Source organism: Streptomyces sp. NBC_00076, assembly GCF_045041235.1.
GTDB lineage: Bacteria > Actinomycetota > Actinomycetes > Streptomycetales > Streptomycetaceae > Streptomyces.
In genome coordinates, this window is record NZ_CP108242.1 from 466,088 (window position 1) to 479,522 (window position 13,435).

General features: G+C 68.0%; 15 protein-coding genes and 2 pseudogenes. 10 read left to right on the forward strand and 7 right to left on the reverse strand.

Going from position 1 to position 13,435, the window contains the following annotated elements:
- Window positions 1-108 precede the first annotated feature (108 nt).
- Together OHA64_RS02315 and OHA64_RS02320 are read right to left on the reverse strand one after the other, a co-directional pair.
- The gene (locus OHA64_RS02315) at window positions 109-1,731 is read right to left on the reverse strand and encodes a trypsin-like serine protease (RefSeq protein ID WP_405607035.1); all 1,623 of its coding nucleotides are present in this window, start codon (window positions 1,729-1,731) and stop codon (window positions 109-111) included.
- A 148-nt stretch (window positions 1,732-1,879) separates the two neighbouring features.
- Entirely contained in the window at window positions 1,880-2,056 is a 177-nt protein-coding gene (locus tag OHA64_RS02320; RefSeq protein WP_405607038.1) for a hypothetical protein, read from the reverse strand.
- A 492-nt stretch (window positions 2,057-2,548) separates the two neighbouring features.
- Between OHA64_RS02320 and OHA64_RS02325 the strand changes: the two genes are divergently transcribed.
- Both OHA64_RS02325 and OHA64_RS02330 read left to right on the forward strand, forming a co-directional pair.
- Entirely contained in the window at window positions 2,549-3,100 is a 552-nt protein-coding gene (locus OHA64_RS02325) for an HIT family protein (RefSeq protein ID WP_405607041.1), read from the forward strand.
- A gap of 173 nt (window positions 3,101-3,273) precedes the next feature.
- Entirely contained in the window at window positions 3,274-4,035 is a 762-nt protein-coding gene (locus OHA64_RS02330; protein WP_405607044.1) for a class I SAM-dependent methyltransferase, read from the forward strand.
- 33 nt (window positions 4,036-4,068) lie between these two features.
- Here OHA64_RS02330 and OHA64_RS02335 read toward each other — a convergent pair.
- Window positions 4,069-4,359 (reverse strand): annotated as a pseudogene (locus OHA64_RS02335) (IS630 family transposase); the annotation flags it as partial.
- Between OHA64_RS02335 and OHA64_RS02340 the strand changes: the two are divergent.
- Both OHA64_RS02340 and OHA64_RS02345 read left to right on the forward strand, forming a co-directional pair.
- Window positions 4,353-4,667: an SDR family NAD(P)-dependent oxidoreductase gene (locus OHA64_RS02340; RefSeq protein ID WP_405607047.1), complete on the forward strand. Its 315-nt coding sequence runs from the start codon at window positions 4,353-4,355 to the stop codon at window positions 4,665-4,667. The pseudogene OHA64_RS02335 and the gene OHA64_RS02340 sit on opposite strands and share 7 nt — an antisense overlap.
- Window positions 4,668-4,670: 3 nt before the next feature.
- Window positions 4,671-4,907: a hypothetical protein gene (locus tag OHA64_RS02345; protein WP_405607050.1), complete on the forward strand. Its 237-nt coding sequence runs from the start codon at window positions 4,671-4,673 to the stop codon at window positions 4,905-4,907.
- A 535-nt stretch (window positions 4,908-5,442) separates the two neighbouring features.
- Here OHA64_RS02345 and OHA64_RS02350 read toward each other — a convergent pair.
- A complete protein-coding gene (locus tag OHA64_RS02350; RefSeq protein WP_405623820.1) occupies window positions 5,443-6,495 on the reverse strand; it encodes a DMT family transporter in 1,053 nt (350 codons plus the stop codon).
- Between OHA64_RS02350 and OHA64_RS02355 the strand changes: the two genes are divergently transcribed.
- Complete coding sequence (locus tag OHA64_RS02355) at window positions 6,494-7,060, forward strand: MarR family winged helix-turn-helix transcriptional regulator (protein WP_405607053.1); 567 nt, start codon at window positions 6,494-6,496, stop codon at window positions 7,058-7,060. The genes OHA64_RS02350 and OHA64_RS02355 overlap by 2 nt on opposite strands.
- A gap of 109 nt (window positions 7,061-7,169) precedes the next feature.
- On the forward strand, window positions 7,170-7,703 hold the full coding sequence (locus tag OHA64_RS02360) for a GNAT family N-acetyltransferase (RefSeq protein WP_405607056.1): 534 nt from the start codon (window positions 7,170-7,172) through the stop codon (window positions 7,701-7,703).
- A 746-nt stretch (window positions 7,704-8,449) separates the two neighbouring features.
- On the opposite strand, the gene OHA64_RS02365 is transcribed toward OHA64_RS02360, so the two are convergent.
- Window positions 8,450-9,361 (reverse strand): LysR family transcriptional regulator, encoded by a 912-nt coding sequence (locus OHA64_RS02365; RefSeq protein WP_405607059.1) that lies wholly within the window; start codon window positions 9,359-9,361, stop codon window positions 8,450-8,452.
- 292 nt (window positions 9,362-9,653) lie between these two features.
- Between OHA64_RS02365 and OHA64_RS02370 the strand changes: the two genes are divergently transcribed.
- The 3 genes from OHA64_RS02370 (at window position 9,654) to OHA64_RS02380 (ending at window position 12,010) form a co-directional block, all read left to right on the forward strand.
- Window positions 9,654-10,241, forward strand: coding sequence for an NADPH-dependent F420 reductase (locus OHA64_RS02370; RefSeq protein WP_405607062.1), 588 nt, complete (start codon window positions 9,654-9,656; stop codon window positions 10,239-10,241).
- Between the two features lie 92 nt (window positions 10,242-10,333).
- The gene (locus tag OHA64_RS02375) at window positions 10,334-11,269 is read left to right on the forward strand and encodes an SDR family oxidoreductase (protein WP_405607065.1); all 936 of its coding nucleotides are present in this window, start codon (window positions 10,334-10,336) and stop codon (window positions 11,267-11,269) included.
- A gap of 81 nt (window positions 11,270-11,350) precedes the next feature.
- Window positions 11,351-12,010: an NADPH-dependent F420 reductase gene (locus OHA64_RS02380; protein WP_405623821.1), complete on the forward strand. Its 660-nt coding sequence runs from the start codon at window positions 11,351-11,353 to the stop codon at window positions 12,008-12,010.
- A 297-nt stretch (window positions 12,011-12,307) separates the two neighbouring features.
- On the opposite strand, the gene OHA64_RS02385 is transcribed toward OHA64_RS02380, so the two are convergent.
- Window positions 12,308-12,619 carry a hypothetical protein gene (locus tag OHA64_RS02385; protein WP_405607068.1) on the reverse strand — a complete coding sequence of 104 codons (312 nt, stop codon included), beginning with the start codon at window positions 12,617-12,619 and terminating at the stop codon, window positions 12,308-12,310.
- Between the two features lie 20 nt (window positions 12,620-12,639).
- Here OHA64_RS02385 and OHA64_RS02390 point away from each other — a divergent pair.
- Window positions 12,640-12,747 (forward strand): annotated as a pseudogene (locus tag OHA64_RS02390) (mycothiol conjugate amidase Mca); the annotation flags it as partial.
- Window positions 12,748-12,838: 91 nt separating this feature from the next.
- Here OHA64_RS02390 and OHA64_RS02395 read toward each other — a convergent pair.
- The gene (locus tag OHA64_RS02395) at window positions 12,839-13,396 is read right to left on the reverse strand and encodes a TetR/AcrR family transcriptional regulator (RefSeq protein ID WP_405607071.1); all 558 of its coding nucleotides are present in this window, start codon (window positions 13,394-13,396) and stop codon (window positions 12,839-12,841) included.
- Between the last annotated feature and the right edge of the window lie 39 nt (window positions 13,397-13,435).

Below are 13,435 nucleotides of genomic sequence, written 5' to 3' on the forward strand. Positions count from 1 at the left end.
CGGACGTAGGTGCTGGAGGTCCATCATGCGACGGGGTGTCCCGCCCTGCCGAATCCTGCCTCCACCGCGCCTACGCCAGGGCCGAGTTCGCCGGTGACGCTGATCGGGTCAGGGTTCGCGGGTCTGGCGACTGCTGTGCCGGTCCCGGTCACCGGGGAGGCTGTCGTGGCGGTCGGGACGGGGCGTGGCACCGGTGAGGGTGCAGCCCTGGCGGGACAGGTCCAGTTTCGATCCCTTGGCCAGGCAGTTCGTGATCACGTAAACCTGCTGGCCGTAGCTACGACCCTTCTTGGAGGTTACTTCCCCGTTCGGGCCCACTTCGCAGGGGTTGTTGTCGGTGCATTGCTCGCCGTCGTCGTTGTGGGTGTTGTGGATACCCACGACCGTGGTGCCGTCAGGGGCCAGCAGCGCCGAACCGGAGTCGCCGTGCGAGGGGGCGCAGTCGTCGCCGGTGGTGTAGCGGATCGAGTTGTTCAGCTGGTAGCCGCCCTCCCGCAGGTGTGGGACCACGGCCTCGGCGGTGCAGTGGTAGCGGGTACCGACGGACGCCACGGTCAGTGGGTCGCCTGCGCGCACGGGGGTGGAGGTGAGCTGAAAGACTTTCGCGCCTTCGGCCTTCAACTGCGCGTAGGTCTTGTCCAGGCGGTAGAGCGCGATGTCGGTGCCGGTCATCGTCGCGTACACCAGCTGTTTCGCACGGGCGGTGGTTCGGGGATAGCCCTGACGGTCGGCGACAGGCACCTCGCGGTCGGCAGGCTGGTCCACTGTCGCCGTTCCGGGCGCGGGCCACTGTTCTTGCACACAATGGCCGTTGGTCAGCAACAGCGCCGGGTCCTGGGGCCGGGCGGCGGCTGTGTGGACCACTGAGCCCGCACAGCCGCTCAGGTCCGCCGAGCCTTCCATGTCCGGGATCGGATCATCGAGGGGCACGTTGCTGCCCGTGATGATGCCGTTGATCCAGTCGGCGTGCCTGGTGACATCGGAGTACAGCGTCTTGCCGCTTTCGTCGGGGCCGCTGACCACACCGGCCACGGCCCACTGACCGCCCTCGCGGACCAGCGCAGGCCCACCGGAGTCCATGTTCGACGCGGCGACGCTGCCGTCGGGGCTACCGATGCACAACTCGCCGCCGGGCGCGGCTGACGGACATGTCGAGACCGGCTGCACCACGGTGTCGGCCTCCCGCAGCCGCGTGGGGAAACACGCCGCGTTGTCGAAGTCGTCGCAGGTCATGCCCCAGCCCATGATGCGGACGGGAGTGTTGTCCGGCGGTGTGGTCGAGGCGATCCGCACCGGCTTGGCCCGCACCGGAGTCCGCAGGTGCATCAACGCGAGGTCGCGGCCCCAGAACCCTCCCTCATCGCGACTGGTCGCCAGCCGGTAGTAGTGGTCGACCTCGGCGACCTCGCCGCCGGAGGTGGTGTCCAGCGACCCGACCCGGACCTTCCAGCCACGCGGGACACCTGTCTTCGCGTTGGTCGGGTTCCGGCCGGCGCAGTGGCTGGCGGTCAGGACCCATTGCGGCGCGAGAACCTCCACCCCACAGCCGTGCTTGTCCGGGCGCGGCGGGGCGGGGTAGGACGGCTGGAACGAGCCCATGAACGAGTAGGCCCGGGTGGACTCGGTGCCACCCACGACGGCCTGCGCCGATAAGGGTGTTACGAGGGCCGCGGTCAGCGCGATCCCCGTCGTCAGGGCGGCGGCTGTCCTTCGGCCTGTCGACATGTGCATGAGTGGCTCCCCTTGCGTCTGCCGCCGTCCATCGCTCCGGCGGGCTGGTGCGGGGGACAGCAGCCCGCTGTCCCGCCTGGCATTGAGCCTGGACGCAGCGGCCCTCCGGAGGGTTTCTCCCGTGTATCAGGCGCGGCGCGGCGGCCGCTCAGTCGTGTATCAGCGGGCGGGGCGCCAGCAACTTGAGGATCGGCGCTATGGCTTCCTCGACCGACTGGGCGGATCGGCGTCTGGCTTCGATCTGTGTCATGACGTCGGGGGTGTACTGCCCGGAGAAGCTGGTGCTGACGGTTCCCGGATTGAGCAGTACGTACCGCACCGTCATTTCCGGTCGACTGTCCGCGAAGCCGACGCCGAGCAGGTAGTTGAGCCGTCCTCCCTACGCGAGCGCCCGTTGGCCGTCGTACTCCCGTGCAAAGTGCAGGTCCCCCAACGGACCTCTCCTCCCCCACCGAGAGCACAGCACCAGGGCGTCGTTTTTCGCATGGGCCGACCGGATATTGTCGATCAACGCTCTGGTCTCGGCCACCAGACCCAGGTCGGCCTGCATGAAGTGCGCCCGCCCGGCCGCATCGTGGTGTCGCGCCGCATCGAGCCACGGCGCCTGACTGCGATGATCAGCCCTCTGAGAGCCTGCTCAGCAGCGGTGGCAGGGGATAACGGACGGCTGCCGCGATCTCGATCGCGGCCTCGAACCGGGGCCGGTTGGGGCAACGTGTTGGCTTCAGCGAATTCGCGGACTGCTGCGACGAGCTCATCATCGGTCCACGCTGAGTGGCCAGGTCTGTGGTCAGGCCGGAGGAGGCTGCCGCGGTGCATGAGCTCTGGGAAAGGCTATGTCCACCTGGGCGGTGGTCTGCCAGACTCGTCGTTCCGGCTGGACAGGGCCCGGCGTGAGGTGACTTCGGAGGTCTTGAGGGTGAGTGACTGCGCCTTTTGCAGGATCGGGCGGGATGGGATCGATGAGGAACTGGTCGCCTACCGCTCAAAGAACGTCTTCGTCGTCCCCGCGCTCAAGCAACGGCAGAACAACCCCGGTCACGCCCTTGTCCTGCCGGTGTCTCACGTGACCGGCTTACATGATGTCCCCGTCGATCTCCTGCATGAGATCTTCGAGGTCACAGCGAGAGTGACCTCCGCGGTGAAGGACGCCTACGGGGCTGTCGGAAGCACCGTCACGCAGAACAACCACATCCCGGGTCAGGTGCTTCACCACGTGCATGTTCATGTCGTCCCCCGGTTCGAGGACGACGGGTTTCGCATGCCTGACCCGGAATTGCACGAAGCCCCATGGGACGTGCGACGTGCGCGTGCCGTGGCCCTGCGGAAGGCATTGCCCGGCCGCCGAAGGCCGCCGGGCTCCTCTTGATCGGTGACGGTCAGGAGGAGTTGCTGCCTGCGCGGTCGCAGGGTCCGTCCGAGCGGAGTGATGTCGGGACGCGATTCGTGGTCGACGGCCAGGCCGCTTCGGGAGTGGCTGGTGCCGTGACCGGAAATGATCACCGGGGCGGGCAGTCAGCGGGGCAGGGGGATGATGTGGCGATGACCACCAGCTCACGCGCCCACTCGTTCAACGCGGCGGCTGACCAGTACGCGGCCGGCCGGCCTTCGTATCCTCCCGCTCTCTTCGACTGCATCGAACAGCTCACGAGCCGTTCCCTCGCCGGTGCCCGCGTCGCCGATATCGGCGCGGGCACGGGAATCGCCACCTATCTGCTGCGTGAGCGCGGGGCTGACGTGATCGGCGTTGAGCCGGGCGACGCCATGGCCGCCAAGTTCCACACCGTGCTGCCAGATGTGCCGATCATCAGAGGTGACGGCAACGCACTCCCCCTCGCGGACGCCTCCCACGACCTCATCACCTACGCACAGTCCTGGCAGTGGACCGACACCACCCGCTCGGTCCCGGAGGCACTGCGGGTCCTGCTGCCGGGCGGTGCGCTGGTGATCTGGTGGAACACCACCGCCTTCGACGTGCCCTGGATCCGAGAGCAACACCACCGGATCGCGCACCACTGCGGAGTGAAGCCGACTTCTCGGGTGCGTCCCGACGACAGCGACGCCATCCGGCTCGCGGGCCTGTCGGGGCTCCGGGTCGCGCGCCGTCAGGTGCGGTGGAGCCGTGTGGTCTCCCTCGACACGCACCTTGCCAATATCAGCAGCCGTTCGGCGTTCCTTGTGCTTGCCGACGACGACAAGCGTGCCTTTCTCTCCGGGGAGCGCAGGCGACTGCGCGAGTTCTTCCCCGACGAGGTGGTGGAAGAGACCTACGTGGTTGACCTGCTGGTGGCCACGCGTCCGTGACCTGGATGGTGTCCTGGGATCCGGAAAGGGCAGTCAGGCCGCTGCGGCGATGGGGCGGCCGCCGAACCGGATGCCTTTCTCGCTGCGGACGCGGGCGCGTTCACGCCGTGGGGCGGCCAGGACGTCGGGTGCTGGGCGTTCTGGTTGTGTCGGCGCAGACAGCGGTGCAACTCGCGTGTCTGGACGGGTTGGTTGGGGTGGTGGGAGTTGGCGAGGGTGAACTGCCGCAGCGGCCCGAAGTCCGCCTCGATCGGGTTCGCCCACGACGCGTTCGTCGGCGTGAAGCACAGCTCGACCTTGTTCTTGGCCCCATCGACGTGACCGACGACGCGTCCGTGGCCGCCGCGGACGTCGCCGACCGCGAGGGCAGGATCGACGTCCTGATCAACAACGCGGGGGTACAGGGGCCCTTCGGTGATCCCGGCGACCTCACCGCCGCCGCCCGCGCCGTCCTCGACGTCAACGTCATCGGCGTCGTCCGCACCACCACCGCGTTCTTGCCGCTGCTGCGCCGCTCGGACGACCCCGTGATCATCAACGTCAGCATGGGCTCCCTCGCCTTCACCCACGACCCCGGCCGGTCCGAGTCGCACGTCGTCGCGCCGCTGTACGCCTCCTCGAAGGCGGCGTAGACGATGTTGACCACGCAGTACGCCAAAGGGCTCAAGAGCATTCGCGTCAACGCCGCCGACCCCGGCTACACCGCGACCGACCTCAACGGTCACAGCGGCTCCCAGACCCTCACCGAGGGCACGGACGCGATCGTCGCCCTCGCCACCGAGGGAGCCCGACGCCGGCACCGAACGCTTCATCGACCGCCATGGCGAGATCGCCTGGTCCTGACACCGGCGGTGCCAGGTCACCGGCTCTGAAGAACAGAACGGGCAGAACATCGAAACCGGTCCCGGGCGGAAGAACAGGCCCGCTACTGGCGTCGGCGGACCTCCGGCAGAAATCCGCTCACTACTGAAGTGAGCGTGACGTCTGACGACGACTCGCCCTGCTCGTCCTCGTCCTGACGAATCCTGAAGTAAACCGCTGACAGTTGATCTACTCCGGAGGCCGCGACCTCCGACCAGCGTGAGAACCCCGGGAGACCGTCACGCCAGCCGTTTTGACCTGGAACTTCAAGTTGGGGCAACTCACTCCCGTACGGCGAGTGCGCACCGCACCCCGCACCGGTTCACACACCGTGAAGGACTCAAGAACGGTTGCGGGAGGGAGAGTTGTCCCTTCGGTGCACAGCATCGCGCACGCATAAGGGGACGATGTGGACGGTAGGGAACATGGAACGGGCCACGCGGCGAACCGCGATTCGTGGTCCTCATGGGACCCGTCCCAGGCCGCCCGCGAGTAGCTTGCACGGAGAACGCTCATGCCATCGGTACAGCAGGTACAGGTTTTGCGTTACCGCTCTTTCCCGTCGCACTCCGCCTTCGCCGGCACCGCACGCGCACATCTAGCCACGGGCAACAACGGCGGGCACGATCTCGGAGCAGGAACGCGCCTCGCCCCTACGTCCGACGACGCGCCCGGATCCGATGAGGCAATTCGGCTGTTTGTTCCTAGCTCGGATTCAAGGTGATCGGATGCCTGATCACCGAGATGTCGGCCGGCACGCGTGGGCCGGCCGAGGGTAACGCCCGCCAGGACCAAAGCCAGTCCGCACAGTTGCTGGATCGTCAGTACTTCCCCGGCGAGCACCGTGCCGAACAGTACGCCCGTGACGGGGTTGAGGAGCCCGATCAGCCCCACGGTGCCTGCGGGCAGGTGTCGCAGTCCGGTGAACCAGACGGTGAAGGCCAGCGCGGTGGCAACCAGGGCGACGTAGCCGAAGGCGAGGAGCGTGGGTGCGGAGAGCGCGGGCGGAGTGCCCTCTACAACTGCGGCAACCGGCAGCAGGAACAAACCCCCGGCGGTGAGCTGCCAGGCGGTCGTGGCGATCATGTCGGCGGCGCCGCTCCACCGCTTGGCCAAGATGTGACCGAAGGACGACACGAGCACGGCTGCCGCCGAGGCAAGGATTCCCGGCACGCTTGTCGCGACTGCACCCGTGAGCAGCATGAGACATACGCCGACGAGCCCGATCACGGCCCCGACCAGGTGTGCGGCGCGGGGCCGCTCGGCCACCAGAGGCCACGCAATGAACATCATCGTCAGCGGAGACACCGCCATGACAGTCGAGGCGACGCTCGTAGGCAGCAACTGGGAGGAGGCGTAGACAAGAACGAAGAACAAGCTCACGTTGACCAGGCCCAGTACGGCGGATCGCCACCACCACGCACCGCGAGGCCGCCGCCTGCGGAAGGCCAGCAGGGCGAGGCCGGCGGGCAGCGCCCGCAGGGCAGCCCCGTACAACGGGCGATCCACCGGAAGGAACTCACGGGTGACGAAGTAGTTGGCCCCCCAGGCCACCGGCGCCACCGCGGTCAGCGCCACCCAACGCGCATTAGCTTCCATGGAAGGCAATATAGCTTCTCAGGAAGCTAATATGGAAGTCATGGAAAACCGGCACCCGATGGACCGTGTAGCCCGCATCCAGGACGAGTGGCGCCGCGAACGACCCGACGTCGACATCACGCCACAAGGAGTGATCGGCCGACTGCACCGTCTGGCAGACCGCCTCGGCGAAGAACTCCGCCTCGCCTACGGCAGCTACGGCCTGAGCGAGGGGGAATTCGACGTCCTGTGCGCCCTGAGGCGCGCGGGCGAGCCGTATGAACGGGCACCTGGCGAACTCGCCGCGCACACCATGGTCACCACCGGCGCAATGACGAAAAGAATCGATCGCCTGGAGCGCGCCGGACTCGTCACCCGCCGCCGTTCCGACGACGATCAGCGGGGCCGGATCGTCGCTCTCACCAGCCCCGGACTGGAACTCATCGATCGAGCATTCACCCACCACATGCACAACGAGCGACGTCTCCTGGATCTCCTGACGCCCACGGAGGCCTCGGCACTCGAAACACTGTTGACGGCGTGGCTCTCTCACATGGAGCATCCGCGCCCTCCCGGCGGCGACTGACCACTGTCTCTCCCGACTGCACCCAGCACTTCGGAACATGCCCGAGCGCTTCAACCAGCCGCTTCCCGTGCATTAGCCGGCCCCGCGACTCAAGAAGGATCACGCCGAGATGACGGACCACCTGCCTCCCGAATCAGCGACCGTGGAACGACTCACGCACTACACGCCGGCCGAACAGAGGGAAATCCTCGGCGACAGCACCGACCCGTTCGGTGTGGCGGACACCGGCTTGACCTGGCTGCCCAAGGAGGACCACTTCGGCGTCAGGTTGGGCGGCCGACTTGTCGCACATACCGGTCTGCTGCGCCTGCCCATAGTGATCGGCCGTTTCAGCACCGAGGTCGTGGGCGTCGGCGGAGTAGCCGTTGCCTCGGATCTACGGGGGAACGGGTTCGCGCGGCTGGCCATGACGGCAGCACTGCAACATGCCCGAACCATGGGGCCGCAGCACGGACTTCTCTTCTGCCGACCTGCCCTCGTGCCTCTCTACCAACGACTCGGATGGCGAGTGCTGGACCAAGATGTCCAAGTCCGGCAACCTGCCGGACCCGTGACCATGCCACTACGGACCATGTGGACGCCCTTGCACCATGGAGTGCGCTGGCCGACCGGAAGAGTGCGTCTGCTCTCGCTTCCCATGTGACGGATACTCCGGGGGCGTCTTCAAGCAGCTGGAGAGCCGGTCCGCCCGCGACAGGCGCACGCCGTGACGTTCCCGGAACAGGTCCACGACTACGGGGAGCGCGTTGGCGTGCCGCGAAAGCCGCAACTGGCGCAACTGGCGCAACTGGCGCCAACCTTGATACTCCGAACGCCAACAACGACACCACCAGCGGGGCAACCTCCACCACACACCCCCGCTGTTCCCTGTCTCCCCCTGTTGCGTGGTGGGGCCTCCTTCTTCTCGCTGGCTCGGTGTGGAGGAGAGGAACGCAGGGGTACGGGAGTTGACGCGGATACAGCGCGCCCCGACCGGGTCCCGGCTGCTGCCGAACCTGTCCTGCTTGGACATGGCCTGGGTAGCGTGTGGACTTGACCTGCGGCGGAAGGCCGCAGGGCGGTTCCTCCAGACGTGTGTTGACGAGCGGGGACCACGGCGGGCCGAAGGACAGGAGGTCCAAAGGCCAGCGCAAGACCGTCAGCCCTGGCGGCAAGGCCGCGCGCGCCGCCGCCGGCCTGCGCGAAGTGGAGCGCTTACGGGAATCCATCCGGGCCGCCGAACAACGCCGGGTAGCACGCCAGGGCTCTCCCGACGCGGCGGCTCCCCCGGCAGACACAGAGCAGCACAAGGCCGTGGAAGACGAGAACCTGCTCGACGCGGACAGAGCAATGCTCCCATTGCTGTGGCCGCGTGGCCCCTGTTGGCGGTGTCGTTGTCAGCCGGGCTGCTCAACCGTTCTGTGAAACGGCATCGCTTGCAAGCTGCCACATTTCATAGTTCCCGCATTCTGCCGTGATCTCGGCCGTCGCCTGAGCCGCGGTGACGAAGTCATCGACCACTGGCGAAGTGCGCGATGCCGCAACGGCGAGGCACACCTGGTCGGGCGCCAGGTCCGGCATGGGTACGTAGCTGATGTCCGGATGTGAGTAGAACACGGTCGCCGAACGGGCCAGGAACGAGATGCCCCGGCCGGCCGCGACATGCTCGAGCGTCTCGTCCACTCCGCGCACCAGGTACCCGGCGTTGGGGTGCGGGCGCCTGGTGGGCTGGGTGCTCGGGTCGGCATGCCAGAGCAGCGGTTCGCCGGCCAGGTCGGCCTCGGTGACCTCCTCCTTGCCGGCCAGCCGGTGGCCGGCGGGCAGCACCGCCACCCGCGGCTCGGTGTACAGCGGGGTGACGCGCAGGCCGGCCTCGTCGATGGGCAGCCGCACATAGGCGACGTCGATGCGGCCGTCGAGCAGCATCGGGGCCTGGTCGTCCCCTTCGATCCGCTGCACGTCCACGACCACGTCCGGATGCCGGGCCTCGAACGCGCGCGCCGCCGGGATGACCGGGATGCCGGCCCGGAAACCGACCACCAGCCGCCGGCTGCCGCGGGCGGCCGCGGACACCCGGCGGCGGACCGCGTGCGCGGAGGCGAGCAGCGGACCGGCGTCGGCCAGCAGTTGCCGGCCCGCGTCGGTCAGCGCTACGCCGTGGCGATCCCTGGTGAACAGCGAGGCGCCGAGATCCTGCTCCAGCGCGCGGATCTGCCGGCTGAGCACCGGCTGCGCGATATGCAGCTCATCGGCGGCGCGGCCGAAGTGCAACTGGTCGGCCACGGCGGCGAAGTAACGCAGTTTACGCAGGTCCAGATCCATGGCGCCTCCCGTCCGGTGATGCCTTCAGGGTATCACCACGGCTAAAAGAGGTCTTGGACACCCACTCAGGCCAATGGCAACCTGAATAGGTACCTATTGGGGCCGAAGCGAATTCGGCACAAGAATTCGATATCGGAACTTGATAGCAGGACCCAGGCCCAGAATGAGCACATCTGGAATTGATCGCCGCCCATCGCGTCATTCGACGACGTCGACGACGTCGACGACGCAACCGTTAACAACGACGGGGTGGGCATGGCGTCCTATCCAGCTCCAGAAAGCAGGCACACCAATGAGCAGCATCAGCATTATCGGCCTGGGGAACATGGCGAGATCATCGGCCGCGACCCGGCCAAGGCCAAGGAATGGCCGCCGCGCTCGGCGGCGCCACTGTCGGGACGGCCGGCGCCGCCCCGGCCGGGACATCGTTATCCTCGCCGTGTCGTACGCCGACGCGGCGGCGGTGGTGAGCGAGTACGGGGACGCACTACACGGCAAGGTCATCATCGACATCACCAACCCCGTCGCCCCCGATCTCCAGGGCCTTGTCACCCCTGACGGCAGTTCCGGCGCGCAGGAGATCGCCAAGGCAGCCCCCGTCGGCGCGCATGTCGTCAAGGCGTTCAACACCCTGTTCTCCCATGTTCTGGCGGCCGGCCCAGCCGAGGGTCGCCCATTGGACGTGTTCATCGCCGGCGACGACGCGCAGGCAAAGGCGCGCGTGTCGGCGTTCATCGAGAGCCTGGGGCTGCGCCCGATGGACACCGGGGAGCTGCGAATGGCGCGGGCACTGGAGAACATCGGCCTGCTGGAACTGGGCCTCATTACCCACTCCGTCAAGCACACCGACTTCTCCCTAGGCATCACCCTTCTCAGCTGAGCGCCCCCGTACCACCACTTCTCGCGCCACATCACTCCAGTCGATCTACGGCACCAGAAGAGCCCCCCACCCATCCTCACAAGGACAGCAGCATGCGCGTTTTCGTCACTGGCGGGACCGGCCATTCCGGTTCGTACATCATCCCCGAGCTCATCGCCGCCGGGCACGAGGTCACCGGCCTGGCCCGGTCGGAGACCGCCGCGGCGGCGGTGTCCGCGCTCGGCGCGAAGGTGCGTCGCGGCGACCTCCAGGATCTCGACGGGCTCAAGGAGGCGGCCGCGGACTCCGACGGCGTCATCCACGTCGCGCACAGGCAGGACCTGCTTCCCTCCGGCGGGCTCGACGCCGTGGCCGCCGCGGAGCTCCCGATCATGCTCGCGTACGGCGAGGCACTCGCGGGAACCGGAAAGCCGCTGGTCGCGGCGGGGAGCATAGGCTCGCCAGGGAACCTGGGCCGACCGGCCACCGAGGAGGACCCGGCCCTTCCCGGCGGCGATGAGTACAAGGGCACCCTGCGGGTTCGCAACGTCGTGGAAACCGCCGTGGTCGGCCTCGCCGAGCGGGGAGTGCGGTCTTCGGTCGTGCGGATTGCCAACATCGCACACAGCACGACCGATCGCGCCGGCTTCCTCCCCACGCTGATCGCGCTCGCGAAGGAGAAGGGTTTCATCGGCTACCCCGGAGACGGCGCGAACCTGTGGAACGCCGTGCACGTCCGCGATGTCGCCTCCTTGTTCCGCTTGGCGCTGGAGAAGGGGTCGGCTGGCAAATACTGGCACGCGGTCGGCGACGGGGGCATCCCGTTCCGCGAGATCGCCGAGGCCATTGGCAGCCGTCTGGGCCTGCCCGCCGTAAGCGTTCCCACGGACGTACTGATGGTGCCGGGATACTTTGGGTTCCTCGCGAACATAGTCACGCAGAATTACCCGGCGTCCAACCTCATCACTCGCCGGACCCTCGGCTGGGAACCCGCTCAGCCCAGCCTGCTCGCCGATTTGGACAACGGCCATTACTTCTCCGCCAGTTGACGGCAGGGACCCGAATCGCAACGAGTCCGGCAAATGACAAGAGTTCGGCTCTTCTGGAAGGACGCTGAGAATATGTCGACTGTGGGATTCATCGGAAGCGGACACATCGGCAGTACCATCGCGCGGCTCGCCATCGAGGCCGGGCACCAGGTCATGCTCAGCAACTCGCGCGGTCCCGAAACGCTCGCGGACACGGCCGCAGAACTGGGGCCGCGGGCGTCCGCGGCGACGAGCGGGGAGGCCGCGGCAGCCGGTGACATCGTCGTGGTCACGGTGCCGGTCAAGGCGTTCCCCGAATTGCCCGCCGTGCCACTGGCCGGGAAGACGGTCATCGACACGTGCAACTTCGGCCCCGAGCGTGACGGGCACATCCCCGAGCTCGACAGCATGGCGCTCACCTCGAGCGAACTACTGCTGCGGTACATCCCGGACGCCATGCTCGTGAAAGCGTTCAACAACATCTTCTTCAAGCACCTGCTGTCACTCACCCGCCCGGCGGGGGCGGCCGACCGCTCGTACCTGCCGATCGCCGGGGATTCCGCGGCGGCGAAGGCGGCGGCGACCGAATTCATCGAATCCATCGGGTACAGCGTCGTGGACGCGGGACCGCTGGCCGATAGCTGGCGGCAGGCGACGGGCACGCCGGCGTGGGGGACCCCGTACGGGCCGTTCTCGAACGAGAAGGGCCAACCGGTCGGCGAGGACGCCATCCGCGCGGCACTGGCCACCGCAACACGGTAGCCGCAAGATGGCGCGGGCCGCGGTGTGGTCCGGCCGTGTCATGGCCCCGTCCGTCAGGCGTCGGGCGGGGCGATAACGCAGAACTCATTGCCGTCCGGATCCACCAGAATGTGCCATGCCCAGCCGTTGTCCCGTCTCAGTCGACCCGAGGCATCACGGCTGGCTTGACCAGCGGTGCCTCCGATTGATGGAGACGTCGGTGCCCGAGTCGTCTCCATCAATGGGGCAACAGCGGATGATCAGGCCGAGGGGAAACGGGATCGGCGCCGTCGGACAGCAGGGCAGCGGGTGGGCAACTCAGGCGGCGGATGCGCTTTCGGCGACTTGGAAGTGTGCCTGCCGAGCGCTCTGGTGGTTCTGCGCCCAGCGGACAGCGAGTGGTGCTGCCAGGCCCGCCAGCGCGAACATGGCCCCCACGACAAACCACCCGGGGCGGCCCCAGGTGATGCAGAGTGCGATGAGCAGGCCTGGCCCGAGGGCCTCGGCCAGTCCGGCGCCGAGGCCGAAGACGCCCAGGAATTGGCCCGTTGCGTGCCGTGGAGCGAGGGCGAAGGACACCTCAAATCCGGCAGCGGAGTGCCACAGCTCCCCGACCGTGTGGATAACCACTGCGGTGATGAGCACAGTTGCGGCAGCCCACGCCGGTGCAGCAGGAGGTGTGGCCCACCGAGGACTACACGCTCGCCCGGTCGCTGGTGACGACGCGGCTGCCGGAGAACGATCTGTTCGCCGGGATCACCGGGATCACCGAGTGGGCAGGGAGCGTCCGCCCGGACGCCCGGCCCGCCCTGTCCGTGGAGTCCCAGGAATCTCAGGAGTCCCAGGAGTTCATGGAGTCGGGGGCTGTGGGCTCGGCGTGAAGACGCCGTCCGCCGCGGCGGACGCGGCGGCGCGGGCCGCCCGGTCGGGCAGGAGCGGGTCGGGCGCGGCCCGCAGCAGGACCAGTTGGTGATAGAGCGGGCCGGTGGAGGCGACGAGCACCGCGCGCGCGGCGGTGTGCGGGGGGACGTCCCCGCGCGCCTCGGCCCGCTCCACGGTGACGTCGCAGCGCGCGTAGCGGTCCTCCCAGAACTGACGCAGGGCGTGGGCCGCCTGCTCGGAGCGGAACGAGGCGGCGATCAGGGCCGTGGTGACCGACGGACGCTCCGTGAGCGCCGTCTGGATCTCGTGGTTCAGGGCCGCCAGATCGCCGTACAGGGTGCCGGTGTCCGGGGGCTGCCAGGCGTCGTGCGTCCCGGCGTCGAGGACGTCGGCGAGCAGTCCGCCGACATCGCGCCAGCGCCGGTACACCGTGGTGCGGTGGACGCCCGCTCGGTCCGCGACGGCGTCGACGGTGAGCGCGTCGTAGCCGTGCTCGACGAGTTCGGCACGGACCGCGTCGAGCACCCGGGCACGGTTGCGAGCGGTGCGGCCCCCGGGCCGCTG

Coding starts and splice junctions, on each gene's coding strand:
- OHA64_RS02315 (WP_405607035.1), bottom strand. CDS start 1,731: ATGCACATGTCGACAGGCCGAAGGACAGCCGCCGCCCTGACGACGGGG.
- OHA64_RS02320 (WP_405607038.1), bottom strand. CDS start 2,056: ATGACGGTGCGGTACGTACTGCTCAATCCGGGAACCGTCAGCACCAGC.
- OHA64_RS02325 (WP_405607041.1), top strand. CDS start 2,549: ATGAGCTCTGGGAAAGGCTATGTCCACCTGGGCGGTGGTCTGCCAGAC.
- OHA64_RS02330 (WP_405607044.1), top strand. CDS start 3,274: ATGACCACCAGCTCACGCGCCCACTCGTTCAACGCGGCGGCTGACCAG.
- OHA64_RS02345 (WP_405607050.1), top strand. CDS start 4,671: ATGTTGACCACGCAGTACGCCAAAGGGCTCAAGAGCATTCGCGTCAAC.
- OHA64_RS02355 (WP_405607053.1), top strand. CDS start 6,494: ATGGAAGGCAATATAGCTTCTCAGGAAGCTAATATGGAAGTCATGGAA.
- OHA64_RS02350 (WP_405623820.1), bottom strand. CDS start 6,495: ATGGAAGCTAATGCGCGTTGGGTGGCGCTGACCGCGGTGGCGCCGGTG.
- OHA64_RS02360 (WP_405607056.1), top strand. CDS start 7,170: ATGACGGACCACCTGCCTCCCGAATCAGCGACCGTGGAACGACTCACG.
- OHA64_RS02365 (WP_405607059.1), bottom strand. CDS start 9,361: ATGGATCTGGACCTGCGTAAACTGCGTTACTTCGCCGCCGTGGCCGAC.
- OHA64_RS02370 (WP_405607062.1), top strand. CDS start 9,654: ATGAGCAGCATCAGCATTATCGGCCTGGGGAACATGGCGAGATCATCG.
- OHA64_RS02375 (WP_405607065.1), top strand. CDS start 10,334: ATGCGCGTTTTCGTCACTGGCGGGACCGGCCATTCCGGTTCGTACATC.